This window comes from Telluria sp. ZB4P36 (assembly GCF_059685865.1).
The window spans coordinates 168634-182980 of record NZ_JCASIE010000004.1 but is presented as its reverse complement, the minus strand read 5'-3'; the positions used below and the strand labels follow the sequence as shown (position 1 = coordinate 182980).

General features: G+C 67.5%; 16 protein-coding genes. 8 read left to right on the top strand and 8 right to left on the bottom strand.

The window, feature by feature from the left end; translation table 11 throughout:
* Positions 1-12: 12 nt before the first annotated feature.
* Both AC56LK_RS08450 and AC56LK_RS08445 read left to right on the top strand, forming a co-directional pair.
* Positions 13-1287, top strand: coding sequence for an MFS transporter (locus AC56LK_RS08450; protein WP_497184104.1), 1275 nt, complete (start codon positions 13-15; stop codon positions 1285-1287).
* Positions 1288-1384: 97 nt separating this feature from the next.
* Positions 1385-2704, top strand: a complete 1320-nt coding sequence (locus tag AC56LK_RS08445; RefSeq protein WP_497184103.1) for a PQQ-dependent sugar dehydrogenase — start codon at positions 1385-1387, stop codon at positions 2702-2704.
* A gap of 6 nt (positions 2705-2710) precedes the next feature.
* Here AC56LK_RS08445 and AC56LK_RS08440 read toward each other — a convergent pair whose 3' ends face one another.
* From AC56LK_RS08440 to AC56LK_RS08425, 4 genes are read right to left on the bottom strand one after another with little or no spacing between them, the layout of a single operon-like run.
* Entirely contained in the window at positions 2711-3040 is a 330-nt protein-coding gene (locus tag AC56LK_RS08440; RefSeq protein ID WP_497184102.1) for a hypothetical protein, read from the bottom strand.
* Between the two features lie 3 nt (positions 3041-3043).
* Complete coding sequence (gene ctaD / locus AC56LK_RS08435; RefSeq protein ID WP_497184101.1) at positions 3044-5551, bottom strand: cytochrome c oxidase subunit I; 2508 nt, start codon at positions 5549-5551, stop codon at positions 3044-3046.
* Positions 5548-6486 carry a cytochrome c oxidase subunit II gene (locus AC56LK_RS08430; RefSeq protein WP_497184100.1) on the bottom strand — a complete coding sequence of 313 codons (939 nt, stop codon included), beginning with the start codon at positions 6484-6486 and terminating at the stop codon, positions 5548-5550. Before AC56LK_RS08430 ends, ctaD begins: the two co-directional genes overlap by 4 nt.
* Positions 6483-6923 (bottom strand): c-type cytochrome, encoded by a 441-nt coding sequence (locus AC56LK_RS08425; protein WP_497184099.1) that lies wholly within the window; start codon positions 6921-6923, stop codon positions 6483-6485. The genes AC56LK_RS08430 and AC56LK_RS08425 overlap by 4 nt, the downstream gene beginning before the upstream one ends.
* Before the next feature lie 49 nt (positions 6924-6972).
* Between AC56LK_RS08425 and AC56LK_RS08420 the strand changes: the two genes are divergently transcribed.
* The 3 genes from AC56LK_RS08420 to AC56LK_RS08410 are packed head-to-tail and all read left to right on the top strand — an operon-like array spanning position 6973 to position 8757.
* On the top strand, positions 6973-7515 hold the full coding sequence (locus AC56LK_RS08420) for a c-type cytochrome (protein WP_497184098.1): 543 nt from the start codon (positions 6973-6975) through the stop codon (positions 7513-7515).
* Positions 7512-7865, top strand: a complete 354-nt coding sequence (locus AC56LK_RS08415; RefSeq protein ID WP_497184097.1) for a c-type cytochrome — start codon at positions 7512-7514, stop codon at positions 7863-7865. The genes AC56LK_RS08420 and AC56LK_RS08415 overlap by 4 nt, the downstream gene beginning before the upstream one ends.
* 43 nt (positions 7866-7908) lie before the next feature.
* The gene (locus AC56LK_RS08410) at positions 7909-8757 is read left to right on the top strand and encodes a fumarylacetoacetate hydrolase family protein (protein ID WP_497184096.1); all 849 of its coding nucleotides are present in this window, start codon (positions 7909-7911) and stop codon (positions 8755-8757) included.
* A 4-nt stretch (positions 8758-8761) separates the two neighbouring features.
* Here the strand turns inward: AC56LK_RS08410 and AC56LK_RS08405 are convergent, their stop codons facing one another.
* The gene (locus tag AC56LK_RS08405; protein WP_497184095.1) at positions 8762-9316 is read right to left on the bottom strand and encodes a carboxymuconolactone decarboxylase family protein; all 555 of its coding nucleotides are present in this window, start codon (positions 9314-9316) and stop codon (positions 8762-8764) included.
* 116 nt (positions 9317-9432) lie between these two features.
* On the opposite strand from AC56LK_RS08405, the gene AC56LK_RS08400 reads away from it, so the two are divergent.
* Positions 9433-10758, top strand: coding sequence for an aspartate aminotransferase family protein (locus tag AC56LK_RS08400; protein ID WP_497184094.1), 1326 nt, complete (start codon positions 9433-9435; stop codon positions 10756-10758).
* 12 nt (positions 10759-10770) lie between these two features.
* On the opposite strand, the gene AC56LK_RS08395 is transcribed toward AC56LK_RS08400, so the two are convergent.
* Genes AC56LK_RS08395 through yjgA form a run of 3 tightly spaced genes read right to left on the bottom strand, consistent with a single transcriptional unit; the run spans position 10771 to position 12646 of the window.
* On the bottom strand, positions 10771-11439 hold the full coding sequence (locus AC56LK_RS08395) for an alpha/beta hydrolase (RefSeq protein WP_497184093.1): 669 nt from the start codon (positions 11437-11439) through the stop codon (positions 10771-10773).
* A gap of 9 nt (positions 11440-11448) precedes the next feature.
* Positions 11449-12069 carry a molybdopterin adenylyltransferase gene (mog, locus tag AC56LK_RS08390; RefSeq protein ID WP_497184092.1) on the bottom strand — a complete coding sequence of 207 codons (621 nt, stop codon included), beginning with the start codon at positions 12067-12069 and terminating at the stop codon, positions 11449-11451.
* Positions 12047-12646, bottom strand: coding sequence for a ribosome biogenesis factor YjgA (gene yjgA / locus AC56LK_RS08385; RefSeq protein ID WP_436104211.1), 600 nt, complete (start codon positions 12644-12646; stop codon positions 12047-12049). The genes mog and yjgA overlap by 23 nt, the downstream gene beginning before the upstream one ends.
* A gap of 95 nt (positions 12647-12741) precedes the next feature.
* On the opposite strand from yjgA, the gene pmbA reads away from it, so the two are divergent.
* Together pmbA and AC56LK_RS08375 are read left to right on the top strand one after the other, a co-directional pair.
* Entirely contained in the window at positions 12742-14094 is a 1353-nt protein-coding gene (gene pmbA, locus AC56LK_RS08380; RefSeq protein ID WP_497184091.1) for a metalloprotease PmbA, read from the top strand.
* A gap of 12 nt (positions 14095-14106) precedes the next feature.
* The gene (locus AC56LK_RS08375; RefSeq protein WP_497184090.1) at positions 14107-14346 is read left to right on the top strand and encodes a hypothetical protein; all 240 of its coding nucleotides are present in this window, start codon (positions 14107-14109) and stop codon (positions 14344-14346) included.
* Position 14347 lies beyond the last annotated feature (1 nt).

The window sequence follows — 14347 nt, the reverse complement described above, 5'->3', positions numbered from 1 at the left end:
CGAGGCCCGGCCATGCAGGAACAGACCAGCACGCCACGCCTGTCCGGCGTGGCGGTTTTTTTCTACGTGTTCCTGCCGTTCGCGCTGGGACACTACCTGTCGACGCTGCTGCGCAACGTGAACGCGGTGCTGGCCCCCGACCTGGTGGGCGCACTCGCGCTCACCCCGGCCGAGCTGGGACTGCTCACCAGCGCCTTCTTCTTCGCCTTCGCCCTGGTCCAGCTGCCGGTCGGCATCGCGCTCGACCGCTGGGGGCCGCGCAAGGTGCAGCTGGCGATGATGCTGGTCGGCGCCATCGGCGCGCTGCTGTTCTCGCGCGGCAGCGGCTTCGGACAGCTGATGGCGGCGCGCGCCATCATGGGACTGGGCCTGGGCGGCTGCTTCATGGCGGCGGTCAAGGCGGTCTCCACCTGGATCACCCCAAGCAAGCTGCCCTCGGTGCACGGCTACCTGATCGCGGTAGGGGGGCTGGGAGCGGCCACCGCCACCATGCCGGTGCGCCTGGTGCTCGAGTACACCGACTGGCGCGGCCTGTTCCTCATGCTGGCCGCGCTCACCATCTGCTCCGGTCTCCTGATCGCGCTCCTGTACCCGCGCGACACGACCGCGCCGCCCAGGCGCGGGCCGTTCGGCGAGGCCTTGCGCCAGGTGTTCCGGGCGCCGGTGTTCCGCACCACCGCCTCGCTGGTCCTGATCCCGCATGCGGTGTTCTTCGGCATCCAGGGCCTGTGGATCGGGCGCTGGCTGTCTGACGTGGCGCGCTTTCCCGACGACGCCGTCGCCTACCTGCTGTACATGGGAATGGCCGCCGTGATCTTCGGCGCCATCGCGGTGGGCATGATCACCGAATGGGCCGGGCGGCGCGGCATCGCCCCGCTCGACGTCGCCGCCGCCGGCATCGCCGTCTTCCTGCTGGTGCAGTCCGCCTTCGTGGTCAGCTACAAGCCGAGCTTCCAGCTGCTGTCGGTGCTGTTCACCCTGGTCGGCACCATCACCGGGATCGAGTACGCCATCATCGCGCAATCGATGCCGCGCGAGCTGACCGGGCGCGCGGCGACCTGCCTGAACCTGTTGATCTTCATCGGCGCCTTCGTGGTGCAGGCCGGCTTCGGGATGATGATCGGCCTGTGGCCGCTCGACGATGCGGGACAGGTCCCGGCCATGGCCTACCGCGCCGCCTTCGCGATGCTGGTGCTGGTGCAACTGCCGGGCCTGGCCGGCTTCGTGCGGCGGCGCCGGCGGAAAGCGGCGCCGGTGGCCGACGAGGTGCAGGCGCTGCCTACCTGAGGCTCGGTTTTCTCTGCGGTAACGGACGGCGTACTATTGCCAGATTGGCTAGTATGCCGGCAAAACGGGCGCCGTCCGTACCTACCGAGAGAACACCATGCGCCACCACACCCTGCTCCGCCTGTCGGCGGGGGCCACGCTCCTGCTGCTCGCTGCCTGCGCCGAAAAATCCACTTTGGCTCCCGGCGCCGACGTCGGTCCGCAGCCGACCCTGGTGGCGCCGAAGAAGTCCATCTTCCCGACCGTGGACATCGCCCCGGCCAAGGGCTGGCCGCAGGGCGGCAAGCCGGTCGCGGCGGCCGGACTGGCGGTGAATGCCATGGCTTCCGGCCTCGACCATCCACGCTGGCTCCACGTGCTGCCCAACGGCGACGTGCTGGTCGCCGAGAGCAATGCGCCGGAGCGCCCTGACGACAAGAAAGGCATCCGGGGCTACGTCATGGGCAAGGTGATGGCGAAGGCCGGCGCCGGTGTGCCGAGCGCGAACCGCATCACGCTGCTGCGCGATGCCGACGGCGACGGCGTGGCGGAGCTGAAGAAGGTTTTCCTGAAGGGCCTGAATTCGCCCTTCGGCATGGCGCTGGTCGGCGACATGCTGTATGTGGCGAACACCGACGGCATCGTGCGCTTCCCCTACAAGGAAGGCGACACCGAGATCGGCGCGAGCGCGCAGCAGGTGGCGCCGCTGCCGGGCGGCCCGCTGAACCACCATTGGACCAAGAACATCATCGCCAGCCAGGACGGCCGCAAGCTGTACGCCACCTCGGGCTCGAACAGCAACGTCGCCGAAAACGGCATGGACAAGGAGGTCGACCGCGCCGCCATCCTCGAAGTGGACATCGCCACCGGCAAGACGCGCCTGTTCGCGTCCGGCCTGCGCAACCCGAACGGCCTGGCCTGGAATCCCGAGACCGGTGTGCTGTGGACCGTCGTGAACGAGCGCGACGAGATCGGCAGCGACCTGGTGCCGGACTACCTCACCTCGGTAAAGGACGGCGGCTTCTACGGCTGGCCCTACAGCTGGTACGGCCAGCACGTGGACGAGCGGGTCAAGCCGCCGCGCCCGGACCTGGTGGCCAAGGCCATCGCGCCGGACTATGCGCTCGGCGCCCACGTGGCGGCGCTGGGGCTGGCCTTCTACACCGGTTCGCTGCTGCCCCAGTTCGCGAATGGCGCCATCATCGGCCAGCACGGTTCCTGGAACCGCAAGCCGCTGGCGGGCTACAACGTGGTCTACGTGCCGTTCAGGGAGGGCAAGCCGGCCGGCAAGCCGGTCGAGATCCTGACGGGCTTCGTCGACAGGAACGGCGATGCGCTCGGCCGCCCTGTCGGCGTGGCGGTAGGCAAGCAGGGCGCGATCCTGGTCGCCGACGATGTCGGGAACGTGATCTGGCGCGTCACCCCGGCAGGCCGTTGACCCACATTAGGCACAGCCTTCGACGAGCAGCAAGGGCAGCCCGGTCCACACGATTCCCACCAGCGCCAGCACGGCGCCGAGCGCCGCCGCCCAGTCCAGCAGCCCGGCATCCTGCGGATCGCGCAGGATGCCGCGCTCACGCCAGGCCAGCCACAGGCACAGCAGCAGCGCCATGCCGGTCGCCGCCCCCAGCAGCAGCCGGTCCGGCCCGCCCGCGCGCGTCGCGGCCGGGGTGCACTGCGCCGCCGCCAGCAGGTAGCAGAACGTGAAATGCGCAGCCCATACCAGCAAGGGCAGGGTGCCGCGCACGAGCTGGCGGAAGAACTGGTCGTGCATCGTTTACTCCATCAGCAGCGGCATCAAAGCCGGCAAGCCCTGCACCAGCGCCATGCCGGCCAGGCCCTGCAGCGTCGTGTAGTGCCAGAGCAGGGCGACGTTGTCGAGCGTGGCGCGGCTGTGCTCTCCCAGGTGGCCGCGCCAGGCGCGTAGAACCAGGTAGGGGCCGGCAATCGCCAGCACCACCACGTGCAGGCCCTGGTAGCCGAGCAGTGCGCCGATCGCGGCGGCCCAGGCGCTGGCGGTCGGGTCGAGGCCCGCGAACTGGTGGCCGCGCAGGTCCAGCATGAAGGAGGCCGCGGTGCAGCCCAGCGCCAGCAGCACCAGCCAGGGCAGGCGGCGCTTGCCGAGCGCGCGCACCGCCAGCAGCATCAGCGCCGAGCCGGCCAGCAGCAGGCCGCCGGAGGCCAGCTGCCAGGGCAGGTCCGGCAGGGCGGCGCCGGGCGGCGGGCAGACCAGCAGGCGCATCGACACGTGGACATAGGTGTAGCCGAAGGAAGCGAAGATGCAGGCGTCGACCACCAGCATGACCATCGTGCCCCACCACGACTGCGAGGCCGTGGTCTTGGCGTTCACCGGCAGCACCAGGTCGTCGGCGACGCGGGCATGCAGGATCGGCGGCTTGCGGTCCGACTGCCACAGCCAGGCCACCGTGCCGGCCACCGCCATCAGGCCGAACAGCCAGGCCAGCAGCATCGCCTTCACGGTCAGCAGCAGGAAGAAGCCGGCGGTGCCGAGGGCCGCGATGACCGGCAGCCAGCTGTCGCCCGGCAGCACCATCAGGTAGCGCGGCTCGGCCTGGACCGGGCTGGTGGCGATGGTCTCGCGCAGGCCGGTGGCGGTGCCGGGCAGGTAGTGCTGGCCGCGGTCGACTTCTTCCGACAGCGTCGGCTGGTCCCACAGCGGATCGTCCGAGGTAATGCGCGGGATGCTGCGGTTGCCGTAGGATTCCGAGGTGAGCCATTCGAGCGTCGGCGCATTCCAGGGATTGCCGACTTCCTTCCCGGGCCGGCGCAGGGTGCGCACGGCGTCGACGATGAACAGCAGCACGCCGAAGGCGAACACGAACGCGCCAACCGTGGATAGCATGTTCAGCAGCTGCCAGCCGAGCTGCGCGTCATAGGTATAGACCCGGCGCGGCATGCCATACAGGCCGGTAATGTGCATCGGGAAGAAGGCGAGGTTGAAACCGCCGAACATCAGCCAGAACACCCAGCGCGCCATCTTTTCCAACAGGGGCTGGCCCTTGATCAGCGGCAGCCAGTAGTACATCGCCGCGAACACCGGGAATACCATCCCGCCGATCAGCACGTAGTGCAGGTGGGCCACGATGAAATAGGTATCGTGCACCTGCCAGTCGAAGGGGATCACCGCCACCATCACGCCGGTCAGGCCGCCCAGCACGAAGATGAACATGAAACCCATCAGGAACAGCGCCGGGGAACGCATCTGCACCCGCCCATTCCATAGCGTGGCGATCCAGGCGAATACCTGGATGCCGGTCGGGATCGCCACCGCCATGCTCGCCGCCGAGATGAAACTCATCTCGAGCACGCCCAGACCGGCCGTGAACATGTGGTGGGCCCACAGCGCGAAGCTGAAGAAGCCGACGCCGACCAGGGCCACGATGATGGCGCGCCGCCCCACCAGACGGCTGGCGGCGATGGTCGGGATCATGGTCGAGACCATGCCGGCGGCGGGCAGGAAGATGATGTAGACCTCGGGGTGGCCGAAGAACCAGAACAGGTGCTGCCACAGGATCGGGTCGCCGCCGCGCCCGGCGATGAAGAAGGGCCAGTCGAAGGCGCGTTCCAGTTCCAGCAGGGCGGTGCCGGCGATCACCGCCGGGAAGGCGAACACGATCATCACCGCCACCACCAGCATGGCCCAGGCATACACCGGCATGCGGCGCAGCGTCATTCCCGGCGCGCGCGTAAGCAGGATGCCGACGATCAGCTCGACGGCGCCGGCGATCGCCGAGATCTCGATGAAGCCGATCCCCAGCAGCCAGAAGTCGGCGTTCAGGCCGGGCGAATACTGGTTGCCGGTGTAGGGCGGGTACATGAACCAGCCGCCGTCCGGGGCCAGCCCGACGAAGATGGTGCAGAAGAAGGCCAGGCCGCCGAAGGCATAGGCCCAGTAGGCGTAGGCCGAGAGGCGCGGGAAGGGCAGGTCGCGCGCGCCCAGCATGTTCGGCAGCAGGTAGACGGCGATCGCCTCGACGATGGGGATCGCGAACAGGAACATCATCACCGTGCCGTGCATGGTGAAGACCTGGTTGTAGGTGTCCGGGCCGAGCAGGGTGTTGTCGGGCACCGCCAGCTGCACCCGCATCAGCAGCGCCAGGATGCCGGCCAGGATGAAGAACAGCAGCGCGGTGCCGATGTAGAGCAGGCCGATGCTGGTGTTGTTGACCGACTTGAAGAAGCGCCAGCCGGTGGGGGTGCGCCAGACCTCCTTGAGGCGCTCGAATTCGCCGTCCGGACGCGGCAGAGAACTGGGCAAATTCATTTCAGGTGCTCGAGGTAGGTGGCCAGGGCGCGCAGCGTGTCGCGGTCGAGTTCCGGCGAACCGGGCATGAAGACGCCGGGTTTGGCGGCCTGCGGGTCGGCGATCCAGCCACCCAGGGTGTCGCGGTGGGTGCGGAGGAGCCCGGCCCCGATGTAGTTGCGGCTGCCGACGTGGGTCAGGTCCGGACCCAGGCGCGATCCTTCGGCCACGCCGCGGATCGTGTGGCAGGCCTGGCAGCGCTGTTCCAGGAAGACCGTGCGGCCGCGTTCGAGCACCGGGCTTGTCGCCGGCAGGGCCGGCTGCGCCTGGCGCGCCAGCCAGGCCGCGAAGTCCTGCGGGCTGGACGCCACCACGTGCAGGGCCATCTTCGCATGCTGGGCGCCGCAGTATTCGGCACACTGGCCGCGGTAGATGCCGGGCCTGTCGGCGCGCAGGCTCAGGCCGGTGACCCGGCCCGGCACCATGTCGCGTTTCCCTGCCAGCGAGGGCACCCACAGGCTGTGGATCACGTCGGCCGAATTCAGGCCCAGGTAGACCGGGCGCCCGGTCGGGATGTGGATCTCGTTGGCGGTGACGATCTCGCGCCCGCTTGCCGGGTCGTGGTAGCGCACTTCCCACCACCACATCTTGGCGGTTACGGAAATCGTCAGCGCATCGTGCGAGGACTGCGGCGCCAGCTGGGTGCTGCGCCAGGTGCTCCAGGCCAGCAGCGCGGTGAGGACCACGACCGGGAAGGCGATGCCGCCGCCGCCGATCCACAGCAGCGCGCGCGCCGGCCGTTCCCGGCGCCGCAGGCTGAGCGCCAGCAGCGCCATCACGGCGGCGAAGATCAGGGCGCCGGCGCCGAACATCACCCAGGCGAACTGGCTGATGATGGCTGCGTCCCAGCCTGCCGGGTGCAGGACCGAGTGCAGGGCGCGGGTTGTCGTGCTCATCGCAGCGTGTACAGGAAGGCCGCGATGTGGCGCGCTTCCTGTTCCGTAAGGCCCATTTGCGGCATCTCGGTGCCGGGCTTGACGGCGTGCGGCACGCGCAGCCAGCGCAGCATGTTGGCGGGCTGGTTGGGGATGCCGCCCGCGATGTAGCTCAGGCGGCCGATGTGGTCGAGCGTCGGGCCTTCGTGGCCGGCCGCGCCCTGCACGCCCGGGATCGTGTGGCAGGCGCCGCACTGGTACTGGGTCACCAGGCGCAGCCCCTGCCGCACCTCGCCGCCGGGGACGATCGAAGGTGGCGCTTCCTTGCACCCGCCGAGCAGCACCGCGCCGGCCAGCATCATGGCGGCAAGTACCCGGGTACTGCGGACGGAATCGCGGGAAGGGCAGGTGCGCACGCTTGGGGAATCGACATTGTTGGGGTGGCTTTTATAATACACAAAGAATGATGCAATTTTTTTAACGAACCCAATCGGACAGCCCCCTTCCATGCCCTCGAACCGCCAACGGCTGATCGTGAAGACCGCTGTACTGACGCTGGTGGCGGCAGGCGTCAGCGCCGGCGCGGCCGGCCTCGCGGTCCTGTACGGAGGCTGGTACAACATCGGTGCCACGGCCCAGCATTTCCCCTTCGTGTACACGGTGCTGGAAGAGGGCATGAAGCATTCGGTGCGCAATCACGCGCAGGACATCGCGGTGCCGCGCCTGGGTGACGAGCAGCAGCTGCGCCTGGGCGCCCGGGTCTACCGCGACAAGTGCGCGCAGTGCCACGGCGGACCCGGGTTTGCCCAGTCCACCATCGGCATGAGCATGCAGCCGATTCCGGGGCCGCTGGTGGACGCGACCCAGCGCTGGGAGCCGCGCGAGCTGTACTGGGTCACCAGGAACGGCATCAAGATGAGCGGCATGCCGGCCTGGGAATACCACTTGCGCGAGGACGAGCTGTGGGCGGTGGTGGCCTTCGTCACGCGGCTGCCGGCGATGAGCGCGCGGGACTATCGGGCATGGACAGCGCAGAAAGCGGTGCCATGAAACCCTGGACGATCCTGTCCCTGGTCCTGGTCCTGGCGGCCTGCTCGCCCAAGCGCCCGCCGGTGGGCGTGCAGGGCGATCCGGCGCGCGGCAAGATCGCGGTGACGCAGTATGCCTGCCAGTCCTGCCACCTGATTCCCGGCGTGCCGGGATCGAAGGTCTACGTCGGCCGTCCCTTGTCGGACATGGCGCGGCGCAAGGTGCTGGCGGGCGCGGTGCCGGCCGACCAGGCCGGCCTGGTGCGCTGGATCCGCGACCCGCAATCGGTCGATCCCGACACCGCGATGCCGAACATGGGCGTGAGCGAGCGCGATGCCCTGGATATCAGCGCGTATCTCCTCACCCGCTGAGCTTTGGTATCATCGCCGCCTGTTCAACACGGGGAAGACAAGAATGAGATTGGTACGCTATGGCCGTCCCGGCAAGGAAAAGCCGGGCCTGTTCGACGAAGAAGGCCGCCTGCGCGACCTGTCCGGGATCATCGACGACATCGATGGGTCGGTCCTTTCCGACAAGGCACTGCGCAAGCTGGCGAAGACCGACTGGAAGACCCTGCCACGGGTAGCCGGCAACCCGCGCCTGGGCGTGCCGGTCAAGGGTGTCGGCAAGTTCATCGGCATCGGCATGAACTATGCCGACCATGCCGCCGAGACCGGCGCCGCGGTGCCGAAGGAACCGATCTTCTTCACCAAGGCCATCAGCTGCCTGTCCGGCCCGGACGATCCGGTCCAGCTGCCGAAGGGCTCGAAGAAGACCGACTGGGAAGTCGAGCTGGGCGTCGTGATCGGCACCCGCGCGCAGTACGTGGGCGAAGACGAGGCGCTCAAGTACGTGGCCGGCTACTGCGTGGTCAACGACGTGTCCGAGCGCGCCTTCCAGTTCGAGATGGGCTCGCAGTGGGACAAGGGCAAGGGTTGCGACACCTTCGGCCCGGTCGGTCCCTTCCTGGTGACCCGCGACGAAATCTACGACGTGCAGGACCTCGACCTTTACCTGGAACTGAACGGCAAGCGCATGCAGACCGGGAATACGGCGAACATGATCTTCACGGTGGCGCAAATCGTCAGCTACGTGTCGCGCTTCATGACCCTGGAGCCGGGCGACATCATCACCACCGGCACCCCGCCGGGCGTGGGGATGGGACGTACTCCACAGCGCTTCCTCAAGAAGGGCGACAAGCTGCGCCTCGGCATCGCGGGGCTGGGGGAGCAGCAGCAGGAAGTGCTGGCCTTCCCGAAGTAAGCCGCTAGTCCGGCATCGGCTCCGCGCTCGACGCCGGCACCGCCGTCCTGGCCGTGTTCATCACCATGGCCAGGAAGGTGTAGTAGCCGTTGACCCCCATGAGATCGACCACCCCCTGCTCGCCGAACAGCGCGAGCGCGTCGGCGTACATCCGGTCCGAAACCGATTTCCCCTCATGCAGCTCGACGCAGAAGTCGTGCACCACCGCTTCGTCCACCAGCATGTCCGCGGGCCGCTGGCGCTGCGCGATCGCGTGGATCACGGAAGCCGGAATGCCCACCTGGGCCGCGATCGGCGCGTGAATCGCCCATTCGACCTGCTGGTTCCACTGGCGCGCCGTGACCAGGATCGCCAGTTCCAACAGGCGCACCCCGATCGCGCTGCGGTAGCGCAGGTATTCGCCCATGCGCTGGGCATACTCCATCAGCTCGGGGCTGCGCAGCAGCGGCACGAAGGGACCGTACACCGCGCCGCGCGGTCCGTCGATGATGGCCTGGGCCGCGGCGCGCTGGGCCGGGGTCATGGCGTCTGGCGCGATCGGTCCGAGTCGGTCGCTCATGGAATGGGCCTGGATGTTGTAATTAGAAAATAATTGCACAGCGTTCTCTAAAAATCAAAAGAACCGGCGCGCGACACGCTTATCGTCAAATCCTTGTTCTGACGAAGGGAGCCGCAATGAGCCATATCCTCCACCGCAACCTGCGCCAGGTGCCGCCGACCGCGGTGTCCGCCGATGGCATCCGCATGCGCGACAAGGCCGGCCGGACCTACATCGACGCCAGCGGCGGTGCGGCCGTGTCGTCGCTGGGCCACGGGCACCCCGACGTGATCGCCGCCATGCACCGCCAGATCGACCGCTGCGCCTATGCCCATACCTCCTTCTTCACCACCGACGTGGCCGAGGAGCTGGCGGACCGCCTGGTCCAGGGCGCACCGCAGGACATCGGCGGCGTCTACCTGGTATCGGGCGGCTCGGAGGCGATGGAGACGGCGCTCAAGCTGGCGCGCCAGTACTGGGTGGAGGCGGGCGAGTCACAGCGCCGGCTGTTCGTGGCGCGCCGCCAGAGCTACCACGGCAACACCCTGGGTGCGCTGGCAGTGGGCGGCAACGAGTGGCGCCGCAAGGCCTTCGCGCCGCTGCTGATGGACACGGTGCGGGTAGGGGCCTGCTACGAATACCGCGGACGCGCCGCGCACCAGAGCGTGGACGACTACACCGCCGGCCTGCTCGACGAGCTGGAAACCCGGATCCTCGGGGCCGGGCCGGAGAACATCATCGCTTTCGTCGCCGAACCGGTGGTGGGTGCTACCGGCGGCGCGATCCCCCCGACGCCGGGCTACTTCCAGGGCGTGCGCGACATCTGCGACCGCTACCGCATCCTGTTCATCGCCGACGAGGTGATGTGCGGGATGGGCCGCACCGGCACCATGTACGCGATCGAGCAGGACGGCGTGGCGCCCGACATCATCGCGATCGCCAAGGGCCTGGGCGCCGGCTACCAGCCGATCGGCGCGGTGCTGGCGCACCAGACCATCGTCGACTGCCTGCGCGGCGGCAGCGGCGTGTTCCAGCACGGGCACACCTACATCGGGCACCCGGTGGCGGCCGCCGCCGCACTGGAAGTGCAGAAGGTGATCGAGCGCGACGACCTGCTGGCGCGCGTGCGCAGCCGCGGCGCCACCCTGCGGCGCATGCTGGGCGACGTCTTCGGGGTGCACGAGCACGTGGGCGACATCCGTGGGCGCGGGCTGTTCCTGGCGCTGGAGCTGGTGCAGGACCGCTCCGACAAGACGCCCTTCCCGCCGGAGCGCAAGCTGCATGCGGCGATCAAGGCCAAGGCGATGGAGAACGGGCTGATGGTCTACCCGATGGGCGGGACGATCGACGGGCAGTACGGCGATCACGTGCTGCTGGCGCCGCCCTTCATTGCAACGGCGGCGGATCTGTCGGAGATCGTGTCAAGGCTGGCGGATGCGGTGGAGGCGGCGCTGAGGCAGTAAAGAAAAAAGGCCTCAGCCCACCACCTTCCGGATCCACTTGGAGATATCCTGCACCTCTTCCAGGCACAGCGAGTGCTGCATCATGTACTCGTGCCACTCGACCTGGTAGCCCATCGACACCAGCACTTCCTTCGACTCGCGCGCACGGGCGAAGGGCACCACGTTGTCGTGGGTGCCGTGGGCCATGAAGATCGGCGTGGCCAGGCTTTCTTCGGTGCGTTCGGCCGCCACGGAGGCGGCCAGCGGCAGGTAGCCCGACAGGCACAGCATGCCGGCCAGCTTTTCCGGATGGCGCATGCCGGTCTGCAGGGTCATCGCGCAGCCTTGCGAGAAGCCGGCCAGGATGATGCGCGAAGCCGGGATGCCGCGGTTCTTTTCGCGCGAGATCAGTGCTTCCACGTCGCGCTGCGAGGCGCGCAGGCCGCCTTCGTCCTCGCGGCGGGTCAGCTCGGCGCCGGTGATGTCGTACCAGGCGCGCATCACGTAGCCGCCGTTGATCGTCACCGGCATCGTCTTCGCATGCGGGAACACGAAACGGATGCCCGGCAGGCCGGACAGGTCCAGTTCGTTCACGAGCGGCACGAAGTCATTGCCGTCGGCGCCCAGGCCGTGCAGCCAGATGACCGCCACTTGCGGATTCGGTGCGGTTTCGATCTCGATGTTTTGCAGCAGTTGAGTCATTCAGGTTCCTTAGGCCGCAGGAGGACGCAGCGCCGATTTCGGGCGGAAGGTCTTGCTGACGAGCGGGTTGGTTTCCATGTAGGGGCCGCCGATCAGGTCGATGCAATAGGGGACGGCCGCGAAGATGCCGCCGACGAGCACATTGCCGGCGTCGTCCTTCAGGCCTTCGAGCGTCTCCTTGATCGACTTCGGCTGGCCCGGCAGATTCATGACCAGGGCCGCGTGGCCATCGGTCTCGCGGATCACCGCGGTCTGGCGCGACAGGATGGCGGTCGGCACGAAGCGCAGGCTGATCTGGCGCATCTGTTCGCCGAAACCGGGCATTTCCTTGGTGCCCACGGCGAGCGTGGCCTCGGGCGTCACGTCGCGCCGCGCCGGACCGGTGCCGCCGGTGGTCAGGACCAGGTGGCAGCGTGCGTCGTCCACCAGCTCGACCAGGGTGCCTTCGATGGCTGCACGCTCGTCGGGGATCAAGCGGGTTTCCAGTCGATAGGGCGTGGTGATCGCCTGCGCCAGCCAGTCGGCCAGCGCGGGAATGCCCTTGTCCTCGTAGACCCCGCCGCTGGCGCGGTCCGAGACCGACACCAGGCCGATCACCAGTTCGGCGTCACTCGTCGTCGGACTCGTCATCGACCGCTTCCTCGTCGCCGGCGTCGGCCTGCTTGGCCTTCTTGCCCAGGTCCTTCAGGATCTGGAAGATTTCGCGGTAGGCCTTGGGCGGCTTGTTCTCCGCCTGTTCCTTGCGCGCGTTGCGGATCAGGGTGCGCAGGTGCTGCACGTCCAGTTCCGGGTTTTCTTCGAGCAGCTGGGTCAGGGCCTTGTCGTCGGCCAGCAGCTTTTCGCGGCGCCGCTCGAGGGCGTGCAGCGCGGCGGTCTCGGCCTTGGAGGCGCCCTTCCAGCTGTCGATGGTGCGCTGGATGACGGCGACTTCTTCCTCGTCCAGGGTGCGCATCTTCTTGCCCACGAACTGCAGGGCGCGGCGGCGGCCTTCGTGGTTGCTGATGCTCTGGCAGGTCAGGATGGCTTCCTTGACGTCTTCCGGCATCTCGACGCGCTTGACGCGGTCGCGCGGCGCGTCGACAAGCTGTTCGCCGAGCTTTTGCAGCTCGTTCGACTGGCGCTTGGCTTCTGACTTGGACGGGCGTTCGTATTCTTGCTCGAATTCGTTGGACTGGAAGCCGACGGAGCCGCGGTTTGGATTAGGCATGATATTGATTGATCCGATTGGCAGGGAGCCGATCAGTGAAAACTGTAAACGGCTGCTATGATAACTGTTTTAGGGCTCGCTACGAAAAACACGACATGAACGACTCCGCTTTTACCCACACCCAGGACCAGCTGAAACAGCTCGCCCGCGACGTTTTGGCGTTCGCGAAAGAGCAGGGGGCCACCGATGCCTCGGTCGAGATCAGCGAAGGAAGCGGCCTGTCGGTTTCCGTGCGTAAAGGCAAAATCGAGACCATCGAGCAGAACCGCGACAAGGGCATCGGCGTCACCGTTTACTACGGCCAGCGGCGCGGCAACGCGAATACCTCCGATTTCTCCACCAAGTCCCTGAAGGATACCGTGGAAGCGGCCTGGAACATCGCCCGCTTCACCGCCAAAGACGACTGCGCCGGCCTGCCCGACGCCGCGCTGCTGGAAACCGATCCGCGCGACCTGCGCCTGTTCTACCCCTGGCAGATCAGCACGGAAGAAGCCGTCGAACTCGCCCAGCGCTGCGAGAACGCGGCCTTCGAGGTCGACCCGCGCATCGGCAACAGCGAAGGCGCCAGCGTCTACGTGCAGCAGTCGCACTTCGTGGGCGCCAATTCGCGCGGCTTCATCGGCGGCTACCCGTTCTCGCGCCACACCATCTCGGTGGCGCCGATCGCCGGCAAGGGCAACAAGATGCAGCGCGACGACTGGTACACCTCGGCGCGCGACCCCAAGAAACTGGCCAAGCCGGAGGCGGTGGGCCGCTATGCCGCCGAGCGCGCGCTGGCGCGCCTGAACGCGCGCAAGCTCGACACCCGCACCTGCCCGGTGCTGTTCGAGGCGCCGCTGGCCGCCGGCCTGCTCGGCGCTTTTGTGCAGGCCACCTCGGGCGGCGCGCTGTACCGCAAGTCGAGCTTCCTGCTCGATACCCTGGGCAAGCAGGTGTTCCCGGACCACATCAACATCGTCGAAGACCCGCACCTGATCGGCGCGGTCGGCTCCGCACCCTTCGATGAGGAAGGCGTGCGCACCGCGCGCCGCAAGGTGGTCGACAACGGCGTGCTGCAGGGTTATTTCCTGTCTTCTTACTCGGCGCGCAAGCTGGGCATGCAGACCACCGGTAACGCCGGCGGTTCGCACAACCTCGACCTGGTTTCGACCCAAACCAAACGGGCCGACGACTTCGAAGGCATGCTGCGCAAGATGGGTACCGGCCTGCTGGTCACCGAGCTGATGGGCCAGGGCGTCAACTACGTCACGGGCGACTATTCGCGCGGCGCCTCCGGCTACTGGGTCGAAAACGGCGTCATCCAGTACCCGGTGGAAGAAATCACCATCGCGGGCAATATGCGCGAGATGTTCACGCAAATCGTGGCTATCGGCAACGATGTCCTCACCCGCGGCAACAAGTCCACCGGCTCGATCCTGATCGAGAAGATGGTCATTGCTGGCAGCTAAACAGGAGTAGGCATGAGTAAATTCGTTCGCATCGACAAGGAAAACAGCCAGAAGAGCGTCCTGCTCAACCTCGACCTGGTGGCCACGGTCGAGCTGTCGCAACCGTCCGACCTGCTCAGCTCGGGCAACGAGGCCCGCAAGGCCTATGCGACCTTCCTGGCGCCCGACAAGACCACCATCGCCACCCTGCATTTCGATTCGCTCGCCGACGCCAGCAGCTGGGTGTACAAGCACCTAGGCGTCGAACTCTAAA